This window comes from Bradyrhizobium sp. USDA 4538, assembly GCF_024171045.1.
In the GTDB taxonomy this organism is placed as follows: Bacteria; Pseudomonadota; Alphaproteobacteria; order Rhizobiales; family Xanthobacteraceae; genus Bradyrhizobium; species Bradyrhizobium australafricanum.
Genome location: NZ_JALJZE010000001.1, coordinates 2,216,243 through 2,236,272, shown reverse-complemented (window position 1 = coordinate 2,236,272; position 20,030 = coordinate 2,216,243). Strand labels below are relative to the sequence as shown.

The following is a 20,030-nucleotide window of genomic DNA, read 5'->3' as shown; positions in this document are numbered from 1 at the left end:
GAGTTGCGGCCGCTTGCAGGCCACGCACGCAGGGTGAGGGGCGCCGCGCTTACGAGCCCGTTCTCTCAGGAGTGCCAGTGATACCATCTGCCAATTGGGCTGCCAGCCTGCTTGGGACGCGGCTTGCGTTTTTCGTTGCCGGATTCGGCCTCGCGGCGTGGGCGCCGTTGGTGCCGCTTGCCAAGGAGCGGCTCGCGGTAGACGACCGCACGCTTGGTCTTCTGCTGCTCTGTCTCGGAACAGGATCCGTTCTCGCTATGCTTCTGACCAGCGTGTCGAACGCGCGGTACGGCAGCAAGCCCATTATCCTCGTGGGTGGACTCGGCCTCGCGCTTATCCTGCCGTGGTTGGCTATCGCTGGAACACCTCTTGCGCTGGGTGCCACGCTGTTTGCTTTCGGCGTTTCACTCGGTTCGATCGATGTAGCCATGAACATCTATGCGATCGAATTGGAGCGAGCCACCGGCCGTCCGTTGATGTCCGGTTTCCATGCCCATTACAGCATTGGAGAATTCACCGGCTCTGCTGCCGTGACCCTGTTTCTCTCGCTTCAGCTTAGTTCACTTTCTTCGACGTTGGTCTGTTCGACGTTTATGATGATCGCGATAGTGTCGGCCTGGCCGCGGTTGACTGCAACGAGCTTGAGACAGCAGGGGCCATTGTTTGTCTTGCCCCATCGCAGTGTGCTGCTAATAGCGGCGCTCGCGGCTATCACTTTTCTTGTCGAAGGTGCAATGCTTGATTGGAGCGCTTTGCTTCTCGTTGGGGAAGATCTTCTCACGGAGGCGCACGGAGGTCTTGGATGTATGCTTTTCGCCATCGCAATGACCGCAGGGCGCCTCGGCGGAGATGCCGTTGTGGAGCGAATCGGCGACCGTGCCACATTGATGCTCGGAACTCTGCCGATCATGATAGGTTTCTTGGCTGTGGTCGCCGCGCCGGTAGCGCTGATTGCCATGGCGGGGTTCCTGCTTATTGGATTGGGCATTTCAAATGTTGTACCCGTACTGTGTCGACGCGCCGGCAAACAGAAGGTGATGCCGGTAGGCGTTGCGATCGCGGTCATCACGACAGCTGGCTACGCGGGTATACTGGTGGGTCCCGCTGGCATCGGGCTCGTCGCACACATGACTGGCTTGCCTTTGGCGTTCGCGATGTTGGGTGCGCTCATGTGCGTCGTCACGTTGTCGGCACGGATGGTGATGACAGAGGGGCGTTAAGGCTCGTTAGTCGAGAGAGACGGGGGACGGCGTTAGAGGCTGAGCGTCGATCAGGTCTAAAACTTTAGCAGTAGAACGGTACGCCTCGATCACGGCCATTCTTCTTTTCCTGCAAGTTGGTTGGCTGAGCCGTAACTAGGATATGCGAGTCACTCGGGTGATCGGACATCCAACTGAGCGCTGTTGTTGATGAATGCCGTTGGGCCAGGCTGGAATATCCAATGTCCGCTGATGCTCGGATGGGTCTGCTTGCACCCGCTGTCGGGACTACCAGTTCACTAAGGTACCGTCCATTTGCTGTCGGCGAGATACGCCCGGTACGCTAGCTGAATGCCGTCCTCCAGCGAGGTGGTGGCGCGCCAGCCGAGCCGCGCCAGTCGGCCGACGTCGAGCAGCTTGCGCGGCGTGCCGTCCGGGCGCGACGTGTCGAAGCTGATCTCACCACGAAAACCGACGGCGGCCGCGACCATGAGTGCGAATTCGGCAATGGTGATGTCCTCGCCGGTGCCGATATTGACCAGTTCGGACGAGGAATAGGTCTTCATCAGATGGATGCAGGCGTCGGCGAGATCGTCGACATAGAGGAATTCGCGGCGCGGCGTGCCGGTGCCCCACACCGCGACGTTGCCGGCGCCGGAGACCTTGGCCTCGTGGAAGCGGCGGATCAGCGCGGCGACGACGTGGCTGTATTCCGGGTGATAATTGTCGCCGGGGCCGTAGAGATTGGTCGGCATCACGCTGATGAAATCGGCGCCGTACTGGCTGCGATAGGCCTCGGCCATCTTGATGCCGGCGATCTTGGCGATGGCATAGGGCTCGTTGGTCGGCTCCAGCGGGCCGGTCAGCATCGAATCCTCGCGCAGCGGCTGCGGCGCCAGGCGCGGATAGATGCAGGACGAGCCGAAGAACATCAGCTTCTCACAGCCATTGGCGTGCGCTGCCTGGATCACGTTGCTCGAGATCGCCAGATTGTCGTAGAGGAATTCGGCCCGCAGCGTGTTGTTGGCGACGATGCCGCCGACCTTGGCGGCGGCGAGGAACACGGCCTGCGGCCGCTTCGCGGCAAACCATGCGTTGACCGCGGTTTGGTCGCGCAGATCGACCTCGCTGCGCGACACCGTCAGGAGATCGGCCTCCTCGCGCGCCAGCCGGCGCATCAGCGCCGAGCCGACCATGCCGCGATGGCCGGCAACGAAGACCGTCTTGTCCTTCAGCTCAAACGCCGTGCTTGCCATTGGCCGCATCCTGCCTGGCCTCGACGAGATCGCTGGCGACCATTTCCTTCACCAGCTGCGCGAACGGCGTCTTCGGCGCCCAGCCGAGCTTGGCGCGCGCCTTGCTGGCGTCGCCGATCAGAAGATCGACCTCGGTCGGGCGGAAATAGGTCGGATCGATCTGCACCAGGGTGTTGCCGGACGCCTTGTCGACACCGACCTCCTCGACGCCCTTGCCGCGCCATTCGATGCTGCGGCCGACCTCGGCAAACGCCAGCTCGACGAACTCGCGGACCGACCGCGTTTCGCCGGTCGCGAGCACGAAGTCGCCGGGCTCGTCCACCTGCAGGATCCTGTGCATGCCCTCGACATAGTCGCGGGCGTGGCCCCAGTCGCGCTTGGCGTCGAGATTGCCGAGATAGAGCTTGTTCTCGAGGCCGACCTCGATGCGGGCAACGGCGCGGGTGATCTTGCGCGTCACGAAGGTCTCGCCGCGGATCGGGCTCTCATGGTTGAACAGGATACCGTTGCTGGCGAACATGCCATAGGCCTCGCGGTAGTTCACCGTGATCCAGTAGCCGTAGAGCTTGGCGACGCCATAGGGCGAGCGCGGATAGAACGGCGTGGTTTCCTTCTGCGGCACCTCCTGCACGAGCCCGTAAAGCTCCGAAGTCGAGGCCTGGTAGAACCGCGTTTCCTTTTCCATGCCGAGGATGCGAATCGCCTCCAAGAGCCGCAGCACGCCGATCGCATCGGCGTTGGCGGTGTATTCCGGGCTCTCGAAACTGACCTGGACGTGGCTCTGGGCGGCGAGGTTATAGATCTCGGTCGGCCGGATCTGCTGCACCAGGCGGATCAGATTGGTCGAATCGGTCATGTCGCCATAGTGCATCAGGAACGGCACGTTGCCGGCATGCGGGTCCTGGTAGAGATGGTCGACGCGCGCGGTGTTGAACGAGGACGACCGGCGCTTGATCCCGTGCACGGTGTAGCCGAGACCAAGCAGATATTCGGCGAGATACGCGCCGTCCTGCCCGGTGATGCCGGTGATCAGCGCAATGCGCCGTTGTGAGTCCTGAGCCGCCATGGTCTCTCTTAGTTGCGCTGGAAAGAAAGCGCTCCTTGAAACGCGCGTTGCGGAGCGCTTTCTCGTGATATCTAGATGCGCAAGCGCGCACCACCCGCAATTAGAGGAGAACGATCATTAGCTTTAGTCATACACATCATATAGAAATGCGCACTATATACGTTGATTTACTCGACTGGAGAGCGGGACCATTGAGTTGAATGTCCACAATCCTGACCGAACAAGCCGGACGACAAACGCCATCACGCGCAGCCGGATACTGCTCGGGCGATGTTTCCAACGAGATGACGCCGATGGTCCAAGTTCCTCGTCTATCTTGCGCACGTTATATTCGCGTAGTCTCGCCATAGCCGGCGGAGTGGTTTGCTGAGGTGCAGTTGCCGACGCCCTTACCGGAATTACGCCATGCAAGCACACAATGAGCTTGGGCCTCGATATCGTATTCTACAAAGCTCCCGTACCTTTGACTTCCGAACAGAGCACGCAATCTGGTCAATAGGGTCGTCGGCCTAGCGCTTCTTTCAATAAGTGTAAACCGACGCAAGACCGAATAAGAAAGAATGGCAAACGTTGGTATAGTTCTTCGAACGTTTCGATATCGATAGCTTACGTTCGTACAATAGAGAGTTCGATGCAATCGTCTAGTCTCATATCCCGACGAGTAACGACAAAGACGATCCACGCGAGAGCGGCTGCGTGATACACCAGTAGCAGACATGTGGAAAGCACGGTGAGGCCGCATCCTTCTAGCAGCCCGAAGGAGCACAGCCGGTGCAAGGTTCTCGAGGAGATCCTCAGTGAGGCGTCGGGACCGTACTCCCGCGTCGGCTGCTAACCGGATCGGCCGCGTCGCCGCTCGCTTTGTTGGGATTTGAGCTGAAGAGTCGTGAGTGGCTCATCAGGATGATGAGCCAAATAGGACATGACGCTTCACTCTGGAATGAATGGTCTGCCGATCTGGCCAAAGTTCCTCAATCCATGAAGCCTAGGCGCTTGCGCGATCTATCCTCGCAGCGGGCATACCACGCGATGGTGACAGTTGCCGTCGCCTTCGAGCGAAGAGTCTGTTTGTATCGGGATTGGATACCGAACTCAGCCACCAACCGTGCCTGCATATCGGGCTCACCTCTAAGGAGGCACGCCATTCGCAGTCATCGCTGTTTGTATTCGATGGAGACAACCAAAAGCAGAGCGTGGCCGGAGAAAGCGATGATGGTTGAAATAGACCGAGCCCGCACTTGCGAATGCGGCGATACATGAAGCCGCAATAAATTGAGAGCTTGATACCTATCACCGTCGGGTAGGCAGATTCCATGGGGCCCTCTGTGGGAACGCCTGACTCTTTGAACCTGGGCTGTATCGATCAATATGTGTGGAATAGTCGGCATCTTGGCGCGTGGTCCGGTCGCTGGGCAATTGGTCGCTTCGCTGAAGCGACTGGAATATCGTGGCTATGACTCCGCTGGCCTAGCGACGCTCGAGGGTCTCCGTATCGAGCGCCGGCGCGCTAAAGGTAAGTTGAGAAACCTTGAGGAACGGCTACGCCATTGTCCGCCGTCGGGTCATAGCGGCATTGGTCACACCCGCTGGGCAACTCATGGAAAACCGACCGAGAGTAATGCTCATCCGCATGCGACGGAAAATGTCGCGGTCGTTCACAACGGTATCATTGAAAATTTCCACGCGCTGCGAGCCGAACTGGAGCGGAGTGGAGCTCATTTTAGCTCAGAGACGGATACCGAGGTGGTGGCGCATCTCGTCGAATCCTACCTCAAGAATGGCTACTCGCCGCAGGATGCGGTACAAGCCTCGCTGCCACGGCTGCGCGGAGCTTTCGCTCTGGCATTTCTGTTCAAAGGCCATGAGGATCTTTTGATCGGTGCGCGCAAGGGATCGCCCCTTGCGATCGGGCATGGTCCTGGCGAAGTGTATTTAGGATCGGACGCGATCGCACTCGCGCCCTTGACCGATGCCATTACTTACCTTGAGGACGGCGACTGGGCCGTGCTTACCCGCGCGGTCTGCGTGATCTATGGCGCAGACGGGACTGTCGTCCATCGGGAAACATCCAAGCCTGGCGCGTCGTCACTCCTGGTGGACAAGGCGAACTATCGTCACTTCATGGCAAAGGAAATCCACGAGCAGCCGACCATGGTCGGACAGACATTGGCGCATTATCTCGATATGGCAGCCGAGCGCGTAGTCCTGCCGCTCACACTACCGTTCGACTTCAATTCTATTCAGCGCATCTCAATTACAGCGTGCGGCACGGCGAGCTATGCTGGCTACATTGCCAAGTACTGGTTTGAACGGCTGGCCCGCCTGCCTGTCGAAGTCGACGTGGCGTCCGAGTTCCGCTACAGGGAGGCGCCTTTGCGCCGGGGCGATCTCGCGATCGTCATCTCGCAGTCCGGGGAAACGGCCGACACACTGGCCGCGTTGCGCTATGCCAAGAGCCAGGGCCTACACACGATATCCGTGGTCAATGTCCCGACGTCGACCATCGCGCGCGAGAGTGAATCCGTGCTGCCGACGCTAGCGGGTCCAGAAATCGGCGTGGCCTCCACCAAGGCATTCGTCTGCCAGCTGGCGGTGATGGCGACCCTTGCCGTCGCAGCAGCCAAAGAGTGCGGTAAGCTATCCGAGATCGATGAATCGAGGCTTGTACGCGAACTTATCGAAGTGCCGCGGCTGATTGCTGCAGCGCTGTTGGTCGAGCCGCAGATCGAGAAACTCGCGCGTGATGTTGCCAAGTCGAGCGACGTGCTCTATCTCGGCCGAGGCACATCGGCGCCCCTGGCCTTGGAGGGCGCGCTCAAGCTGAAAGAAATCTCCTATATCCACTCAGAAGGCTACGCCGCCGGCGAACTCAAGCATGGACCGATTGCGTTGATCGATGAGACAGTGCCCGTGGTGGTGATCGCGCCCTACGACGGGGTCTTCGAGAAAACCGTCTCGAACATGCAAGAAGTCGCCGCTCGAGGCGGCAACATCATCTTGATCACCGATGCAAGGGGCGCCTCGGAAGCGACGGTGGATACGCTCATGACCATTGTTTTACCAGATATGGCTGCAAGCTTTACGCCCATGGTTTATGCCGTCGCGGTACAATTGTTAGCCTATCATACCGCCGTCGTTATGGGGACGGACGTGGATCAGCCGCGCAATCTTGCCAAATCGGTCACAGTTGAATAGATGGCCGCGGCAGCGTCGATATGCTGTCCTGCGGGCAGTTCCGGGGATGCAATAACGTGTCGTCGTGACTCCTATTGACGACTGCTCGCTGCTCGCCGCGCCCGCCGAACTTATCGAGACTGCGATCTGGAAGCCACTCTGGTTGACCCTAACCGCTATCGGAAGGAAGCGATCGGATCGCTTCAGTAGGTGAACTTAGACCGATTCCGTTCGTGATTGACGCATGGGCGCCCTCGTACCTCTCCGCATCGTCAATGCCGCGTGCGTTAGCTTCGGGTAGCCCAGCTCACGCTGCAAGCTGGGCACCTATCAGTTCCACAGGCCCGAACCAGCCCGAACGAAATACGGATATGCCTGATGGATCACCAATGCCTCGTCCTACCTCCAATCCTCGCGCATGCCGAACTGACGAACTAAAGTGATACAGAATGCAGATAGCCTCGCGGGGACGTATCGTGCCTCGCGGAGCGCCAAACGTCCCCCTACATAAAGTCATCATCCTCCCAATCCGGCGAGGTATTTCCTGCACGCTCGGAACGTTCCGTGCCTCTGCCTTCGCTCTCCGCCGCTTTGGAAAGGTAAAATCGAGGTTTGTTCTCTCGCTGCCATTCTCCTTGGCTATTCTTACCCCACTTGTCGGGATGCTGGGTAGGATCAAGGACCATCAGCGAGTCACCTATCTCAACAAAACCCAACGCTGCCGCACGGGCTTTTGCTTCCGGATTAACAGGGTGAGAAAGGACCAAGGGCTCATCGCCATCAAGCCGAAGTTGATACTCCAGCAAGATATCGCCTGCATTGTCGACCAGGGGATGCGTAACCCGAAAGTCTATTGTCGATGTTATGTCCGATCGTCCGGGAAACTGTTCCTGCCAACGGGCGCGTGCGGTTTCCTCCTTGAACACATCATCGACGGTAGCTCCTCCTTCCGTTCGGAGAAGTCCAACGCTTTTGTTTCCTAATTGATAGCTGAAATGTCGTGCGTCGTCCGAACCGACCTTCCTGCCATGATTATAGGCGACGTCCGCAGCTCGTTCGGCCTTCAATGCCACCGACCGCGAGTATTGCTGGGGATTGGCCGCGATATGCTGGACTTCATCCCCATAGAAATCTTCCAACAGTTCCTGAAATGAGGTGCTTGAGATCTCCACGACAGGTGGTTTGGCAGCTAGTGAGTACGGCCGCGCTGCTGCCGAAGTTGAACGGGCATAGGCTGTTTGTGGCGCTATCTGCAAACTGGAAAAGACGTCCTCGAAGCGTCGGTCTTGATCTGTCTGCGTACCGCCGGCTTCAATTTGTGTCATTCCATCAAAGTCGGAACTACCCATCCATGGAAAGCTGGGTGAGCCATCTAGTCGATTGTACATGGGCGTTCGCGCTCCCATCCAAGAAAGTTGTCTTGAGTGTCAGGGCCACCAAGGCCGAGCGGGACTTGATAGTCAGACTGTCTGACGAGAAGCTGACTACAAGTTTTCGAGCAGTTGTACCGTGTGCCTACGTGATCGGATCTCTTTGCCGTGGCCGTTCACAGTGGTTTCGCCTGACCTTGGAAAGTTGGTCCGAGGTCGCGATACAATCTCACCATTCAGTGGGTTTAAAATTGACTCAGGCGAGCTCGGGAGTGGCAGTCCGACAGGACTCGTACAAAACTAATAAGAGCCCCAGCCCGCGCCAAACGGTAATCTAACGACAGGGGAGCGGGCTCGGCTGGCCAAAGATCGGCTCTCGTGCGAGGCGCCCAGACCGGACAAAAGTCGGCGGTCGGCTGATTGTTTCAAGCGTCTGCGCCGTCGCCATTCTCACTCAGTGCGGCATCGAGGTGCTCGATCAGCGTATGTCCGGCGAAGGGCTTGGCCAAGAATCCGGTCGCTCCCGCGCTCAGGGCTGAGGCGCGCACGCGGTCATTGGGGAAGGCTGTAATAAAAATGAATGGCACGCCATAGCCACGGGTCCGCATTTCCGCCAGCAGGTCCAACCCACTCATAACCGGCATCTGCACATCGGTAATTACACAGGAGGTCTCGTTCAACCGCGGCGACCTCAAGAACTCCTCGGCCGACGCAAACGTTTGAACGACGTAGCCACGCGATTTCAGAAGATTTTCTGTCGCCGCACGGACCGATGCGTCGTCATCAACGACAGAAATCAAAGGCGTGGACAAGACAAGCTCTCCTGGCGCGGGACTAGCGGCTGCCGAGGCACTAGCCACCATTGAGCGAAAAGTGGGCTTGAGTGGTTAAATTGTAAAATCATACTTAGGTTTGTTCGGGGCGGTTACCGCGGATTCCCAGCGTCTCAGTCATTCTGATCAAATCCGCCAGCGACCTGGCGCGCATCTTTTTCATCACGTGTCCACGGTAGATCTTGACCGTAATCTCGGCGAGCCCCAGCTCGGCGGCTATCTGCTTGTTCATTAATCCGGTAGCGACCAGTTTCATCACCGCCTGCTCGCGCGGGCTCAAGGTTTCAAATAGAGACTTCAGCTTCGCGATAGTCTGCTCGTCCTCGCGCCTTTTGCGATCGCGTTCGGTCGCTGCGACTACGGCGTCCAGCAGTTCCTGATCGCGAAACGGTTTGGTGAGAAAATCGACCGCTCCGCCCTTCATAGCCCTGACGCTCATGGGAATGTCGCCATGGCCGGTAATGAAGATGATGGGAATATGAACGTTCGCCTTGGCTAGCTCAGTCTGAAACTCAAGGCCGCTCAAGCCTGGCAGCCGGACATCAAGAACCAGGCAGCTAACAACGTCGGGAAGTTTGCTCTGCAGCATTTCTCGGGCCGATCCGAATGCAACGACGTCCAGGCCCACGGATTGGAAAAGGTTCGTAAGCGACCGACGCATCGAGACGTCATCTTCAACAACGAAGACGATCGCATGCGCCGACGCCTCGGCCTTGCTGCCTTCGCGCTGGGAGTTGGAGCGTTCACTCATGACACGATCTCCTTGTGCAGCGGCAGGTCAAACCGAAAGGTGGCCCCCGGCCCTTGCTTGCAGACGATCGAAAGACGCCCTCCGTGAGCCTCCACAATCGAGCGGCAGATCGAAAGCCCCATTCCAAGGCCGCTCGATTTTGTCGTGAAAAATGGGTCTAACACTCGGTCGACGTCATTCTCGGCGATGCCGATGCCACTGTCAGTCACGGCAAGCCGCACGTGCCCCATATCGTCGCTAGATGACTGAATCACTAGTTCACGCGGCCGGTCCGTAACTGCGTCCATCGCTTCGATTCCGTTCATCACCAGATTGATAATCACCTGTTGCAGCTGAATCCGGTCTCCGAGGATTGCGGGTAGCGCTACCGTCAAATCGGTTTTTAACGTAACCTGGTGGCTAATCAGCTCACGTGTCACAAGCGCAATGACGTCCTTAACGACGTCATTGATGTCGAGCGGCAGCATCTCGATCTCGCCTTTCTTCGCAAGTGCGCGAATGCGACGGATCACCTCGCTTGCTCGGATTGCGTCTTCGATTATCCACTCAACCGATGAGCGCGCGGCGGAAAGATCAGGGGTTTCGCGGTTCATCCAACCGAGGCACGCATCGGCGTTGCTGATAATAGCGGCGAGTGGCTGGTTGATTTCGTGGGCGATGGACGTTGTCAACTCTCCCAGGGTGGTCACGCGCGTCACATGTGCAAGCTCTGCCTGTGCCTTTCGCAACTCTTGTTCGGCTTGATTTGCGCGAATGATAGCCGTCATGTCAGTGCTGACGCCCCGGTACCCGAGAAAATTACCGTCGATATCAAAAAAAGGCTTGCCACTCGTTCGGACGTAGATCGGAGATCCCACCCGGTTGACAGTGCGGTAGAGCAGATCCCGAAACGGCAGATGCGCCTCCAGCCTCGCCCGATGCTGCCGCCACTTCTCAGGTTCTTCTTCGACGTCGCACGCAATGTCCCAGCGAAGCATACCCATCAATCCTGTCGCCAGGATTCCCGCAGCGCTGGTGTGCTCGGACAAGCGAGTGACCTGATGATCTGGCCCGGTCTCCCAGAGCCAGTCGGAGGCTGTTTCGGCGTAGTCGCGAAAGCGCTGCTCGCTTTCGCGCAGCGCGGCAAGTGTGCTTTCCAGACGTTCCCTGGCTGCATATTGCTCAGTGACATCCATATGTGTTCCGATGAGTTCGCTGACATTGCCGTCGCTGCCAACCACCACATGGGCCACGGAATGTATATGCCTCATCGAGCCATCTGGCATAAGGATTCGAAAATCGTACTCGAAGCGTCCTTCTTTGTCTTCTCTAGCCAGTCGCTGCACTTCCTGAAGTCGCGGCAGATCGTCTGGATGGATACGCGACCGAATGGTCTCTATCGACACCGTCTCTTGCGGATCAAAGCCAAACAGGCGATCGACCTCGGCGGAGCGATAGATAAAATCGAGACGGTAGACGTCCCAGGACCAACTACCCGTGTGACTGAGATGCTGGGCCTCGGCCAGATAGGCTTCGCTGCGGCGCAACTGCTGTTCTGCCAGTCTTGCAGCCGTGATATCCGTCGCTGCCCCGACAAACTCGATGTCACCAGTCGCGGTTCTCGTGGTGCGTGCCCGCGCATGGATGTGCTTCACCGATCCATCCGGCAGCAGTAACCGGTATTCATGCTCGAAGCTCTTTGGATCTCGCATCGCTTGATCGATGGTCTCTTGGACTGAGGCCCTATCGTCTGGATGCGTGCGCGCGACGATCAGTTCCGGCGCGGGAGCCGTCTGCGGATCCAACTGTAGAATACGAAACAGCTCCTTTGACCAAAAGGCCTCGCCAGTGGCGACGTTCCAGCTGAAGCTGCCTGTATTGCTCAACTCCTGCGCCTGAGCCAAATGTGCTTCGCTTCGCTGCAGGGCAAGTTCGGTCCGCTTTCGTTCCGTGATATCTTCGCAGGCTATGAGGACAACGGGCCGCTCATTGGCCCAGAGCATTGCTTTGGCGTTTTCACGTACCCACAACACCGAGCCGTCTTTCCGAACTTTCTGGGCCTCCCAGGTTTGCGATTGACCGATATCTTCAAGGCAGGCCCGAATGCATTTGCGGGCGAACGCGCGATCCTCGTCCAGAAAGACTCCCAGGACAGATTGACCGATCAGTTCGGAGCGCGCATAGCCGAGCTGTGTCGCGCCGAGCGTATTGACGTTGAGGACAGTACCCGCTTCGTCGACCATGACGTACATGGAGGGATTGTGCTCAAAGATTGCGCGCCACCGCTTTTCACGGTCTTCCAAATCGGCAGTGCTGCGCCGGAGTTCGGCCGCAGTCTCACGCGCGGCCTCTCTTTCCTGGCGGATCTTTCCAATCAGGTGCGTTCCGACAATCGAGACAGTAAAGAAAGCGACAACCACCAGAAGAACTTGGGGGTCGTCGATCCCAAGACTGAACGCGGGCGGCGCGAAGTAGTACGCCAAAGCAGCGATGGCCAAGATGGAAAGGGCGGATGATGCAATAAAGCTGCCGATCAGTGAAAACAGCAATATTACCAGCAGATAGCCGAACGCCGTCGCAGCGAAATGTGTTTGAAGGTACAAGGAGGCCAACGTCACTACCGCCAGCGTTATGCTGCCGAATGTGAACTGTGTGGCTGAACGTTTGAAATTATTGACTTGGTTATACATTCTTTGACCGTCCGGCCTTTCTCCGGCGGGAGAGTTATAACATTTAGGCAAAAATGGGGCAATCTTTCGGCCCCAAGGGACGCTCGCCAATGTTCTGGGTCAATTGCTTGCAGCTGAACTCAGCACGTGCCGGAGAAAGGCGCATTACAAACGTAGGTATAGTTGTTCTAAACCTTTCAATATGGCACGCTGACCCGCGTACAACCGGGTCGGAGATGTCCGTTTTCCTTCGTTGCCGATAATCGCTTGGCGGGGGACCGAGGCTGTGGACATCGCGTGCCGAACACAGCTGCGTGGCGCCAAGGCACGTTCCAATGACGCGCACAACAGCTACATGAATTCCACAAAGACGCTAACGCTGAACAACGAGGCACGTCGTCGCAAAGAACCGCGATGAGCCGTGGAGCGCCGTGACGTTAGTTCGATAAGATCCATCTTAGCCTGGTGGTACCAAGCCGGTCGACGGTGATCATAGCCGCTCCGACGTGATGCCGTAACGCGCGCCGGAATAAACGGATGGCTGAGTTGGAAATTGCCGCCACCCGCGGGCGCGGAAGAGGCCGGTTCAGTGGCCACGCACCAAGCTATTTTGTGGGCTAGACCCAGTCCCTTGGCCAGTCAGGCCGGGTAGGCTCTGTCGGAATCGTGTTGTGTTGCCCCACGCCAACCTTGCGCCAGCATTTGGATGGCTGGGAGCTTTCAACTCCACGGCGCGCCAAAAATATTCGTGGAAAAACGACTTCATCTTCCGCGTTTGCGTGGAATTCTCAGACGTGGTTTGGAGCGCGACACGGAGCAATGGTGTGAACCGCTGCTCGTGCAAAAAAAACATCAACTCGCAGTTCAAGTCGGCTGTGCCGATTTGAACTGCGAACGAACCACGGAGCTGGCTGCGCTCAGTTGAGCGCGCCTTGAAATCACGAACAAGACCCGGGGTCTACCTCCTTGATGTTCGTGTATCGATGCCGTTGGAAACGGTGGGCTGCTTGAGCCGAGCGTGCAGCGTAGCGTCGTCGAGCTCGCCTTCCCACCACGACACGAACACAGCGGCGATGCCATTGCCGGTGATATTGGTAAGGGCTCGCACCTCGCTCATAAACTTGTCGATCGAGAATACGATTGCCATGCCGGGCACCAGTGCCGGGTTGACCACCGACAATGTCGCGGCAAGTGTGATGAAGCCTGCGCCGGTCACGCCGCTTGCTCCCTTCGAGGTCAGCATTGCCACGAGCAAGATCGTGAGCTGCTGGCCAAAGGTCAGATCGACCCCGAGTGCCTGGGCAATAAACAATGTCGCAAGCGTCATATAAATGTTGGTGCCGTCGAGGTTGAAGGAGTAGCCGGTTGGCACCACGAGGCCAACTACGGGTTTTGAGCAGCCCAGCCGCTCGAGCTTCTCCATCAATTGCGGCAGCGCGCTTTCCGAGGATGAAGTGCCGAGCACGATCAGAAGCTCGTCCTTGATATAGATAATGAATTTGAAGATCGAAAAGCCGACGATCCGCGCGATCAGGCCGAGCACGACGATCACGAATATCGCCGCAGTCGCATAGAATAGTACGACGAGCCCGATCAGATTACCGAGCGCCGCCGGTCCGAACTTGCCGACCGTGAAAGCCATCGCGCCGAACGCACCGATCGGGGCCGCTTTCATGATGATGGCGATCACGCCGAACACCGCGTGCGCGACGTCGTCAATCATGCCGCGCAGCCGTTCTCCACGCTCCCCAAGTGCCATCAGCGAAAAGCCAAACAGGATCGCGAACAGGAGCACTTGCAGAACATCGCCGCGAGCGAGGGCGCCGACCACGGTATCGGGAATGATATTGAGAAAAAAGTCGACGGTCTTCGAGGCTTCCGCCTGCTTGACGTAATTGGCGACCGCCGCAGCGTCCGGTTTGACCGCAAGACCATGGCCGATTTGGACCAGATTGCCCATGACGAGGCCCAACACCAAGGCAAAGCTCGATGCGATCTCGAAATAGACCAGCGCTTTGATGCCGACGCGTCCGACTTTCTTTGCATCCTGGATATGCGCGATGCCGGATGCGACGGTGCAGAAGATGATCGGCGCGATCACCATCTTGATCAGCTTGATGAAGCCGTCACCGAGTGCCTTGACCCAGTCGTTAGTCGCGACCGACGGCCACAGCCAGCCGACGATGGCGCCAAGCACGATCGCTATCAACACTTGAACGTACAGAATTTTATACCAAGTCTGCGGCGCGCGCGCGGGCACCGCAGTTGCCATGGTGGTCATGACGCTTCCTTCCCGAATACACTCGCATGCGAGCCGCTGCGTCGTTGAGAGGCGGCGGCATCATACGAGGCTGTCATTTTAGCCGTGTCCGATAGAAGACGGTTCCGAGAGCCGGCGCGTCATTCCAAAGGCAGGCGTTCAGTTACGTTATCGTGCTTCGTCAAGCAAGATCTGCACCAGAGGCCCAACCAGACGATCGAGACGCTATCAGATAAGCCGCCTTTCTTCTGACGAGGCTGTTTGAATCTTCGAATGGCATTTGTGAGGTCGATCGCGAAGGTTGCTCAGCATCGCCGCGTCTTGCTGGCAAATTGCCCGAGGCACGTCTCAGCATAGAATTCCTAATGTTATCGGTACGCTTCGCCCGCTGGTGTTGATGCGACAGTACGCTCCATTGATAAAATTGATTGTTTGGATCGGAGGCATCCATGCGATGGAAGCGTGCGACATCTAGCGGGTTGCTCGACGTGAGGCGTATCCGCATCGGGCGGTCGCTGAGCCGTTTGGGCGCCTCGGCGTCGCGATGGAGCTGCGATCATTCCGCTTTGGCGTTTTGAGCGTTCTTTTTCTAAACGCATTGCTAGGTAGGACGAGACCAATCTGACTTGTTCCGGCTGCAATGCGAGTTCGAATGAATTGCGGCAATCGGACGACGGTGAGCGTACTCAAGTACAGAAGTGGTGATCTGGTGAAACCGGATGGTTCGGCGGAATTTCTGCGCAGGGCGTTTCTGCGTCGCCTTGCGAAGGCGCCTGATTACCTAGTGGATATCCATCCGTGCAAATGCGTCTTCGCAGCCGCGAGTCGTGATTGACCAATGTCGTAGGCTGGAGCGGGCGCTAAATAGAAGAAGGCTTGACGGCAGGGCGCAGGGGACGGGGTGCCGAAAGTTGCTTCCTCGATATTCGGTATCCTTCCAGAGAACGCGCTTCTCCATGATGATGGCACGACAAAGTGCCGCTGTTCGCGGCCAGCCTCTCACCTGGAGTTCTCAAATGCCCGATCCGATGTCAGATCTATCCACGCGCTTCCTGCGTACGCCGGAAGCTGCGCGTTATCTTAGCCTATCCGGCCGCACGCTCGAGAAGCACCGCACATATGGCACGGGGCCAGCGTATCGAAACATCGGCGGTCGCGTCATCTACGCACTGGATGACTTGAGAGCATGGGCCGATCTAGGCACCAAGTCGTCGACGTCCGATCCCGGCAAAGGGACTGTGTTGCCGGCTAAGAAACGCCCGATGTTGCGCCCCTATGCAGGCCAGGAACCTCGCCGATAGCCGTACGAGGCCGCGACGGTACAAGGGCTAGATCCAGCTGGGATGTGCGCGATGGCGAGTCCGAATTCAGACGGCAGCTGTTTTGGTGCGCGCACCGCATGCTTCGTTATGGCCGCGCGGAATCGATAAGTCGCCATTTCCGTATACAATCATTCCACTGTGAGCCCGCATATCCGTCACTTTTTCGGCCTGTTTCGAATTAATGTATACAGACGGTGTCCCCAAAGTGAGGAATCGGCGCATGAGCCATTGCTTTCCGACCAATGTCTGGTATGCGGCCGCTTGGGATACTGAGGTGAGGCAGGCACTGTTGCCGCGCACAATCTGCGGCAGGCACGTCGTGATGTATCGGCGCGCCAACGGCGAGGTGGCAGCACTGGAGGACGCCTGTTGGCATCGGTTGGTGCCGCTCTCAAAAGGGCGCCTTGAGGGCGACAGCGTGGTCTGCGGCTATCATGGGCTGAAATACAACGCGCAGGGCCGCTGCACCTTCATGCCCTCGCAGGAGACGATCAACCCCTCTGCGTGTGTACGTGCCTATCCTGTCGTCGAGCGCGATCGCTTCGTCTGGCTGTGGATGGGTGATCCGGCGCTAGCCGACCCGGGCCTGGTGCCGGATATGCACTGGAGCGATGATCCCGCTTGGGCCGGCGACGGTGACACCATTCACCTGAAATGTGACTATCGTCTGGTGGTCGACAACCTCATGGACCTGACGCATGAGACTTTTGTGCATGGCGCCAGCATTGGCAATGACGCAATCACGGAAGCGCCGTTTGACGTCACCCATGGTGAGAAGACCGCTACCGTAACGCGCTGGATGAAGGGAATTGCCGCGCCCCCGTTTTGGGCCAAGCAATTGCAAAAACCTGGTCCGGTGGACCGCTGGCAGATTATCCGTTTCGAGGCGCCGTGCACGATCAATATCGACGTCGGAGTGGCGCCCGCAGGAACCGGCGCGCCCGAAGGCGATCGATCGGCTGGCGTCAATGGTATTGTCCTCAACACCATCACGCCCGAAACGGAAACAAGCTGCCATTATTTCTGGGCCTTCGTGCGCAATTATCGCCTGAACGAACAGCGCCTGACCACCGAACTTCGCCAAGGCGTTTCCGGCATCTTCCGTGAGGACGAGGTCATTCTCGAGGCGCAGCAGCGCGCGATCGACGAAAATCCCGACCGGGTCTTCTATAACCTCAACATCGATGCCGGCGCGATGTGGGCCCGCCGCTTGATAGATCGCATGATCGAGGCCGAGAATCCGCACCACGGTCGTCAGGCCGCGGAGTAGGGCATGGTCGAGCGCGACAATGACCGTTCCGTCTCACAGACGGTACGCGCCCAGCTCAGCTTGCGCGATCTGATCCTGTCGGGCGACTTGCGGCCGGGCGAACGGATCTCCGAGTTGCAGGCCGTGGAGACGAGCGGTGCATCGCGTAGTCCGGTGCGAATGGCATTGGTTCGGCTGGAGGAGGAAGGACTTCTGGAAGCGATCCCTTCTGGCGGCTTCATGGTGAAGGCATTCTCCGAACGAGATGTGCTGGATTCGATCGAAGTGCGCGGCACCGTGGAAGGTCTGGCCGCGCGTTTTGCTGCCGAGCGCGGTGTTTCGTCGCGCGATCTTGAGCCTCTAAAGGGATGTCTTGACGAGATCGACAGCCTGGTGCGGCAGGACCCAATTTCCGTCGAGGCTTTCTCCTCCTACGTCGCGCTCAATGCGCGTTTTCATGCGCTGTTGACCGAATTGTCGCGCAGTCCGCCCTTGATCCGGCAGGTTGATCGCGCGTCGGCGCTACCATTCGCCTCGCCCAGCGGCTTTGTGATGACCCAATCGACACTACCGGATGCGCGCCACACACTATTGATTGCGCAAGATCAACACCGCGTCGTGGTCGATGCAATCGAAAACCGCGAAGGCGCGCGCGCCGAGGCAATCATGCGCGAGCACGCTCGAGTGGCGGCGCGCAATCTCCGCTTGGTGCTCAGGAATAAGACGCATTCTGACCTGCTGCCTGGACTGGCGCTTATCAGGATGGCAGGCGATTAAGGGAAATCTTCATGCGCTTCATTGAAAGCTGGACATCGGCAACGCTCGTCGCGACGCGCGATCGGACACCTTCGATCCGCGAGTTTCTGATCAAACCAGAAAATTTTGATGGCACGGCCTATCCGGTCGGCAGCCATATCAATATTGCCGTCACTATCGATGGGCGCCCGGAGACGAGATCCTATTCCTTGGTTGGCGAAGCCGACCCGGCCGGCTATCGCATCGCCGTGCGGCGCGCGGAGGACTCCCGCGGCGGCTCGCAGTACATGTGGTCGCTCGCGCCGGGCGCTCGGTTGACAATTACGTCGCCCGCCTCGCTGCTGCCGATTGACTGGGCACGCCGGCACTATTGCCTGATTGCGGGCGGCATTGGTATTACGCCGCTGATCGGGGCGGCTCAGGCGCTGGCACGCTGCAATGCCGACTTCACTCTGCATTATGCTGTGTCTTCCCGTGAGCAAGCCGTCTATTTGGACGTTCTCGCCCCTTTGCTGAACGAGCGGCTTATTGTCCATGCAGGCAGCGAAGGGCGCAGGCTCGATTTCGATGGCTTGTTCGCCTCGCTGCCGCCCGATGCCTTGACCCTCTTGTGCGGTCCGATCCGGATGCTCGATGCCGCCCGCCGGGCCTGGACCGGTGCAGGTCGCGGACTATCCGACCTACGCTACGAGACCTTTGGCTCGAGCGGCTCACTGCCGACCGAAGGTTTCCGGGTGCGCCTTGCAGATCGGTCTCTTGAGATCGAGATTCCGCGCAATCGCTCGTTGCTGGACGTGCTCAATGAGGCTGGGTACGAAGTGATTTCGGATTGCCGGCGCGGCGAGTGCGGCGTCTGCGCCATCGATCTCGTCGAAATCGACGGTGATCTCGACCACCGCGACGTTTTCTTCAGCGAGCAGCAAAAGCACGGGAACGAAAAGATCTGTGCATGTGTCTCTCGCGCTCGCGGCACCATTACAGTCGATATACTACACCGCCCGGACGCTCCATAGATTCGCTGCAGCACGTTTTTCGGGCAGCAGGTTCTGGCCGAGAACTCGGCAACTAACGCATGTTCCACGGTAGGCTCCGTTATCATGGAACAGTGCGTGCATGATTACCGGGTGAAGACGGTCGGCAGCTCCTGTCTTTGTCCTCGGCAACACGCAGTCCGAATACGAAATGGACTCCGAAACCTTTGTTTTTCGGTGGCGTCCATTCTCGCAGTAGGACTTTGGCGGGCTTCGGCGCTTATACACGGTCGCTCTTGAGAGACGCCAAAGAAACCAATTACTACTTCGATGCGGAATCACGTGAGGATTTGCATCGATTTTATTTCAGAGCGCGATATCTGTCGGGCGGCCAGCTCTCCTGTTCATTCTGCCGCCGCTGTCTGTTTGAGAACAAAGATGCCCGGAACCTGACAGCGGGTTAGGTCCACTGCACAGTGACGCTGGCGTCCATGTGGGTTTTTCTCGCGTTAGGCACAAAGCGCACCACATTTCGCAAGCGGCACGGGTATTGCTGAACGGCGCGCGAGGAGCTGCCGCCGTCAGACCGGTCGGAGCGGCCCTGTCACAGGAGTTTCCGATGAGGTTTGCGATGCCGCAGTTGCTCGCAGAAACGACGCGAATCAATGTGGTGGCCCTCACGAGATTGCGCATGCCGGACGATATGCGTGCCATCTTGCCGAAGCCGTTGAGACGGTCCGAGAACGCGTTGAGCGTTAACGCAAGCACCAGGTTCGATAGCCAAGGCACGCAAATCGAAACATTCCAGGCGTTCCGCTCGAGCGTCAGCATTCGCCCGATTGACATTCTTGAGAATGCTCCTGTGGCTCCAGAAATCCACCTCACGACTGCGGCGAATTGGGCTTCAGGCGTCGTGAATGGCGTGGAGACCCGCAAGCCGTCGTCGTTCACGATGTTGTCGATCCCCAGGCGCATCGTGGCGCGAAAAGGTGAAGCAAACACAACCAATGCGGTCGCCATCCTGCAAGCGATGCAGCCGAAGCTAGGCACGGCGCCCAGTTCTTGGGGCCTGGATCCGATCAAAACGCGATGCGCGCGAGAGTCCTCGGCGGGCCGGGCGTGCAAGCGACCGCCGCGCGGGCATGGCGACGTGCTCTCACTGGTGGGCTGACGCA

At 58.3% G+C, this 20,030-nt stretch carries 14 protein-coding genes; 7 read left to right on the top strand and 7 right to left on the bottom strand.

Going from position 1 to position 20,030, the window contains the following annotated elements:
- Positions 1 to 80 precede the first annotated feature (80 nt).
- Complete coding sequence (locus J2R78_RS09760; protein WP_057018079.1) at positions 81 to 1,220, top strand: MFS transporter; 1,140 nt, start codon at positions 81 to 83, stop codon at positions 1,218 to 1,220.
- 278 nt (positions 1,221 to 1,498) lie between these two features.
- Here J2R78_RS09760 and J2R78_RS09755 read toward each other — a convergent pair whose 3' ends face one another.
- Positions 1,499 to 2,455, bottom strand: coding sequence for a GDP-L-fucose synthase family protein (locus J2R78_RS09755; protein ID WP_375167008.1), 957 nt, complete (start codon positions 2,453 to 2,455; stop codon positions 1,499 to 1,501).
- Positions 2,436 to 3,521 (bottom strand): GDP-mannose 4,6-dehydratase, encoded by a 1,086-nt coding sequence (gene gmd / locus J2R78_RS09750; RefSeq protein WP_253604042.1) that lies wholly within the window; start codon positions 3,519 to 3,521, stop codon positions 2,436 to 2,438. Before gmd ends, J2R78_RS09755 begins: the two co-directional genes overlap by 20 nt.
- A gap of 1,368 nt (positions 3,522 to 4,889) precedes the next feature.
- Between gmd and glmS the strand changes: the two genes are divergently transcribed.
- Positions 4,890 to 6,716 (top strand): glutamine--fructose-6-phosphate transaminase (isomerizing), encoded by a 1,827-nt coding sequence (gene glmS / locus J2R78_RS09745; protein ID WP_253604040.1) that lies wholly within the window; start codon positions 4,890 to 4,892, stop codon positions 6,714 to 6,716.
- A 482-nt stretch (positions 6,717 to 7,198) separates the two neighbouring features.
- Here glmS and J2R78_RS09740 read toward each other — a convergent pair whose 3' ends face one another.
- From J2R78_RS09740 to dctA, 5 genes are all read right to left on the bottom strand, one after another.
- Entirely contained in the window at positions 7,199 to 8,083 is an 885-nt protein-coding gene (locus tag J2R78_RS09740; RefSeq protein ID WP_253604038.1) for an Effector protein NopP, read from the bottom strand.
- Between the two features lie 407 nt (positions 8,084 to 8,490).
- A complete protein-coding gene (locus J2R78_RS09735; RefSeq protein ID WP_069279831.1) occupies positions 8,491 to 8,877 on the bottom strand; it encodes a response regulator transcription factor in 387 nt (128 codons plus the stop codon).
- Between the two features lie 94 nt (positions 8,878 to 8,971).
- Positions 8,972 to 9,649, bottom strand: a complete 678-nt coding sequence (locus J2R78_RS09730) for a response regulator transcription factor (protein WP_057018013.1) — start codon at positions 9,647 to 9,649, stop codon at positions 8,972 to 8,974.
- Positions 9,646 to 12,318, bottom strand: a complete 2,673-nt coding sequence (locus J2R78_RS09725; RefSeq protein WP_253604036.1) for a PAS domain S-box protein — start codon at positions 12,316 to 12,318, stop codon at positions 9,646 to 9,648. Before J2R78_RS09725 ends, J2R78_RS09730 begins: the two co-directional genes overlap by 4 nt.
- A 937-nt stretch (positions 12,319 to 13,255) precedes the next feature.
- On the bottom strand, positions 13,256 to 14,578 hold the full coding sequence (dctA, locus tag J2R78_RS09720; protein ID WP_156436293.1) for a C4-dicarboxylate transporter DctA: 1,323 nt from the start codon (positions 14,576 to 14,578) through the stop codon (positions 13,256 to 13,258).
- Between the two features lie 995 nt (positions 14,579 to 15,573).
- Between dctA and J2R78_RS09715 the strand changes: the two genes are divergently transcribed.
- From J2R78_RS09715 to J2R78_RS09695, 5 genes are all read left to right on the top strand, one after another.
- On the top strand, positions 15,574 to 15,858 hold the full coding sequence (locus tag J2R78_RS09715) for an AlpA family transcriptional regulator (protein WP_253604034.1): 285 nt from the start codon (positions 15,574 to 15,576) through the stop codon (positions 15,856 to 15,858).
- Between the two features lie 241 nt (positions 15,859 to 16,099).
- Positions 16,100 to 17,149 carry an aromatic ring-hydroxylating dioxygenase subunit alpha gene (locus J2R78_RS09710; protein WP_253604032.1) on the top strand — a complete coding sequence of 350 codons (1,050 nt, stop codon included), beginning with the start codon at positions 16,100 to 16,102 and terminating at the stop codon, positions 17,147 to 17,149.
- 3 nt (positions 17,150 to 17,152) lie between these two features.
- A complete protein-coding gene (locus J2R78_RS09705) occupies positions 17,153 to 17,905 on the top strand; it encodes a GntR family transcriptional regulator (RefSeq protein WP_253604030.1) in 753 nt (250 codons plus the stop codon).
- Positions 17,906 to 17,916: 11 nt separating this feature from the next.
- Positions 17,917 to 18,897 (top strand): PDR/VanB family oxidoreductase, encoded by a 981-nt coding sequence (locus tag J2R78_RS09700; RefSeq protein WP_253604028.1) that lies wholly within the window; start codon positions 17,917 to 17,919, stop codon positions 18,895 to 18,897.
- 577 nt (positions 18,898 to 19,474) lie between these two features.
- The gene (locus J2R78_RS09695) at positions 19,475 to 20,026 is read left to right on the top strand and encodes a hypothetical protein (protein ID WP_253604026.1); all 552 of its coding nucleotides are present in this window, start codon (positions 19,475 to 19,477) and stop codon (positions 20,024 to 20,026) included.
- Positions 20,027 to 20,030 lie beyond the last annotated feature (4 nt).

Excerpts from the sequence above, each read along its gene's own strand:
- glmS (WP_253604040.1), top strand. The coding sequence starts at position 4,890 with ATGTGTGGAATAGTCGGCATCTTGGCGCGTGGTCCGGTCGCTGGGCAA.
- J2R78_RS09730 (WP_057018013.1), bottom strand. The coding sequence starts at position 9,649 with ATGAGTGAACGCTCCAACTCCCAGCGCGAAGGCAGCAAGGCCGAGGCG.
- J2R78_RS09725 (WP_253604036.1), bottom strand. The coding sequence starts at position 12,318 with ATGTATAACCAAGTCAATAATTTCAAACGTTCAGCCACACAGTTCACA.
- dctA (WP_156436293.1), bottom strand. The coding sequence starts at position 14,578 with ATGACCACCATGGCAACTGCGGTGCCCGCGCGCGCGCCGCAGACTTGG.
- J2R78_RS09755 (WP_375167008.1), bottom strand. The coding sequence starts at position 2,455 with ATGGCAAGCACGGCGTTTGAGCTGAAGGACAAGACGGTCTTCGTTGCC.
- J2R78_RS09715 (WP_253604034.1), top strand. The coding sequence starts at position 15,574 with ATGCCCGATCCGATGTCAGATCTATCCACGCGCTTCCTGCGTACGCCG.
- gmd (WP_253604042.1), bottom strand. The coding sequence starts at position 3,521 with ATGGCGGCTCAGGACTCACAACGGCGCATTGCGCTGATCACCGGCATC.
- J2R78_RS09705 (WP_253604030.1), top strand. The coding sequence starts at position 17,153 with ATGGTCGAGCGCGACAATGACCGTTCCGTCTCACAGACGGTACGCGCC.
- J2R78_RS09700 (WP_253604028.1), top strand. The coding sequence starts at position 17,917 with ATGCGCTTCATTGAAAGCTGGACATCGGCAACGCTCGTCGCGACGCGC.
- J2R78_RS09740 (WP_253604038.1), bottom strand. The coding sequence starts at position 8,083 with ATGTACAATCGACTAGATGGCTCACCCAGCTTTCCATGGATGGGTAGT.
- J2R78_RS09695 (WP_253604026.1), top strand. The coding sequence starts at position 19,475 with ATGAGGTTTGCGATGCCGCAGTTGCTCGCAGAAACGACGCGAATCAAT.
- J2R78_RS09710 (WP_253604032.1), top strand. The coding sequence starts at position 16,100 with ATGAGCCATTGCTTTCCGACCAATGTCTGGTATGCGGCCGCTTGGGAT.